This window comes from Paracoccus sp. (in: a-proteobacteria) (assembly GCF_046462195.1).
GTDB lineage: Bacteria > Pseudomonadota > Alphaproteobacteria > Rhodobacterales > Rhodobacteraceae > Paracoccus.
Genome location: NZ_JBKGUN010000285.1, coordinates 1 through 3388 on the forward strand (window position 1 = coordinate 1; position 3388 = coordinate 3388).

3 protein-coding genes and 1 pseudogene are annotated in these 3388 nt (G+C 64.9%); 1 reads left to right on the top strand and 3 read right to left on the bottom strand.

Going from position 1 to position 3388, the window contains the following annotated elements:
* Nucleotides 1–190, top strand: a pseudogene (locus ACLHHB_RS17135) (IS630 family transposase); the annotation flags it as partial.
* A gap of 12 nt (nt 191–202) precedes the next feature.
* Here the strand turns inward: ACLHHB_RS17135 and ACLHHB_RS17140 are convergent.
* The 3 genes from ACLHHB_RS17140 to ACLHHB_RS17150 form a co-directional block, all read right to left on the bottom strand.
* The gene (locus tag ACLHHB_RS17140) at nt 203–1072 is read right to left on the bottom strand and encodes a ribokinase (protein WP_410219494.1); all 870 of its coding nucleotides are present in this window, start codon (nt 1070–1072) and stop codon (nt 203–205) included.
* A gap of 108 nt (nt 1073–1180) precedes the next feature.
* The gene (locus ACLHHB_RS17145; RefSeq protein ID WP_410219496.1) at nt 1181–1966 is read right to left on the bottom strand and encodes a cytochrome c1; all 786 of its coding nucleotides are present in this window, start codon (nt 1964–1966) and stop codon (nt 1181–1183) included.
* A 483-nt stretch (nt 1967–2449) separates the two neighbouring features.
* Nucleotides 2450–3388, bottom strand: a 939-nt coding sequence (locus ACLHHB_RS17150) for a cytochrome b (protein ID WP_410219495.1), incomplete at its 5' end; no start/stop codon positions are given.

The window sequence follows — 3388 nt, forward strand, 5'->3', positions numbered from 1 at the left end:
GTTCCTGCCGCCATACAGCCCCGACCTCAACCCGATCGAAAGGGCAGTCTCCAGCCTCGAGGCGCTGATCAGAAAAGCCGCCGCCCGCACCTACGATCCGCCTTGGGCTGCGGTTGGCCAGGTCTGCGACCTCTTCTCCGGCAAGGAGGGCGACAACCACTTCAAGGCCGCAGGATATCAGCCCGATTGAGGGCGACACGCTCTAGCGCGCCAGAAAATCCTCGACCTCGGCGCGCGTGGGGATCGCGTCGCCCGCGCCCGCACGCGTGACCTTCAGCGCCGCCGCCGCCGCCGCAAGGCGCAGGGCGGCAGGAATGTCGTCACCGCCGTCCAGCGCAGCCGCGAAGTACCCGGCGAATGTATCGCCCGCGCCGGTCGTATCCACCGGAGTGACAGGAAAGGCCAGCTGTTCATAGGTCTGTCCGGTTGTCAGGTCGCGGTACTCCGCCCCCTGCGCCCCACGGGTGATCAGCAATCCTTGGACCGGTAGGGCGCCCGGAACACCGGCAAACAACTGCTGCGCCTCGCCTTCATTCATGGCCAGGACCGAGACATGGGGCAGGATCGCGCGGACAGCCTCCAGATCGAATGGCGCGGCGGAATAAATCACGCAAGCGCCCTGGGCCCGTGCCGCCTGTGCCGCAACGACTTGGGCGTTCGTCTCGTTCTGGATCAGCAGGCTGTCCTTTGGCCCCAGTGCCATCAGCCTGTCCAGCAGGCTGATTCGATCGATGGCCCGATTGGCGCCGGGATGGATGACAATGGCGTTTTCGGCTTCGCGATCCAGCAGGATGATGGCATGCCCGGTGGCCTGATCTTCCAGCCGCAGGATGCCGCTGACATCGACGCCACTGTCGGACAGCCGGTCCAGTACCCAATCATCGGCCCTGCCCATCGCCCCAAGATGATGGGTCACCGCCCCGGCCCGAGCCGCGGCCACTGACTGGTTCGCGCCCTTGCCGCCCAACCCCACGGAATAACCTCGGGAAGCCAGGGTCTCGCCCGGGCGGGGCAGGGTTTCAAGATGATAGACATGGTCGATATTGATCGAGCCCAGGTTCCAGATTGCCATGTCCATCTCCGCTTGCCCGCCTGCAGTCAAACGGGCGGATGAGGTCTTGTCCAGCCATGAAAAAACGCGCCCCGAATGGGGCGCGTTCCGGATGTCCTGCAGGATGGATCAATGCTTTTTCTTGATCTTGTGGGAAGCCCACAGGCGCTTGTTGGTCAAGTACAGCAGCGCGGTCAGCACGATCAGGAACAGAACCGCCACCAGGCCGATGGCCTTGCGGTCCATCATCTTGGGTTCGGCCGTCCACATCAGGAAGGCCGCCACGTCCATCGACATCTGGTCCACGGTGGCGGGGGTGCCGTCCTCGTAGGTCACCCGGTCGTCCGACAGCGGGGGCGGCATGCCGATATAGCCCCCCGGGAAGGCGGCGTTGCCGTAAAGCAGCGTTCCGGCCTGTTCCAACTCTTCGCCGGTATAGCCGGTCAGAATCGCGTGGATGTATTCCGGGCCGCCGATGCCGCGCACCAGTTGGTTCAGACCGGTACCATAGGGGCCATGGAAGCCGGCGCGTGCCTTGGCCATCAGCGACAGGTCGGGACCCATGCCGTCGCCCGAAACCGCCGGGAAGTGGTCCGTCGGAAGGCGGGCGCGCTCGTCGCCCAGATCCTCGTCGAAGATCGGCAAAAGCTCGGCCGCATAGGCGCGGACCTGATCTTCCGGCAGGCCGGGACCGTTTGAGGCCGACAGCGTGCGGATCGGGACGAACTTCATGCCGTGGCAGGACGAACAGACCTCGGTATAGACTTGGAGCCCGCGCTGAAGCTGGAACTGGTCGAAGCTGCCGAACGGGCCTTCAAAGCTGAAGTCCACGTCCTCGACATGGCCGGCACCGTGGCTGGCTTCGTGTTCTTCGCCCTCTTCGCCCTCTTCGCCTTCTTCGCCGTGGCCGGTGATGGCGTCGACGACGCCTTCTTCGGGGGCAAAGTGCTCCTCGACGGGCGACGTGCCTTGCTGGGTTTCCACGGGAACAACGCCCGTGCCGCCCTCGGTCAGGCCGACGGCGTCAACGCCCTCGTCCCCGCTGTCGGGCTGCTGGCGTCCCGGGTTCTGCGGAACGTCGCTCGGCTCTCCGGAGGCCTGAGGCTGGGCCTCTGCCTCCTGGCTTGCCTCGGCCGAAGCCTCGGCTCCGGCTTGGCCTTCGGGGGCGGTTGCTTCACCGGTTGCAGCCTGATCGGCCGCCGCGGTTCCTTCGGCCGGCGCCTCGGCGGCCGGCGTGGCCACAAAGGTCGTGCCCGACTGGGGTGCGGTCTGCGTTTCGGCGGGCTGCATGGGCACGGTGGTCGTGCCTTCCTGCGCCAGCGCGAAGCCGGTCGCAGAAATCGTCAGGGCCGCAACCGCCGTGAGCGTCTTGGTTCTCAGGGTCATCTACGGCTCTCCTTACTCGGCCATTCGCGTCGGCGATTCGTAATGCGCCAGGTGGTCTTCCTCGATCGTCGCGGGCATGGGCAACGGCTTCTCGATGACACCCAGGATCGGCAGGATGACCAGGAAGTAGGCGAACCAGTAGGCCGAAGCTGCCAGCGCGATATAGGGATAGATCCCTTCGGCCGGCATGGCGCCCACCCACATCAGGATCATGAAGTCAGCGGCCAGCAGCCAGAACCACCACTTGAACATCGGGCGGTAACGGCCCGAGCGCACGCGCGATGTGTCCAGCCACGGGACCAGCGCCATCACGACGATCGCACCAAACATCGCCAGCACGCCGAAGAACTTGGCGTCGATGATGCCGAAGGACAGGAAGCTGACCAACTGCACCAGCCACACCTCGTTATCGAAGGCGCGCAGAATGGCGTAGAACGGCAGGAAGTACCATTCCGGCACGATATGGGCCGGCGTCGCCAGGGCGTTTGCCTCGACATAGTTGTCGGGGTGGCCCAGGTAGTTCGGCATGAAGCCCACGATCGCGAAGAACACCACCAGAACCAGTGCAAGCGCGAACAGGTCCTTCAGCACGAAGTAGGGCCAGAAGGGCAGCGTGTCGCGGGCGGCCTCTTCCTTGCTGGTGCGGCGCACTTCGACGCCGGTCGGGTTGTTGTTTCCGGTCGAGTGGAAGGCCCAGATGTGGACCAACACCAGCCCGGCGATGATGAAGGGCAGCAGGTAATGCAGGGAGAAGAAGCGGTTCAGGGTCGCGTTGCCGACGGCCGGTCCACCCAGCAGCCAAGTTTGGAGCGTTTCACCCACGCCCGGCACGGCGCCGAACAGGCCGGTGATCACAGTCGCGCCCCAGAAGGACATCTGACCCCAAGGCAGCACATAGCCCATGAAGGCCGTGGCCATCATCAGGATATAGATCAGCATGCCGATGATCCA

Coding starts and splice junctions, on each gene's coding strand:
- ACLHHB_RS17140 (WP_410219494.1), bottom strand. CDS start 1,072: ATGGCAATCTGGAACCTGGGCTCGATCAATATCGACCATGTCTATCAT.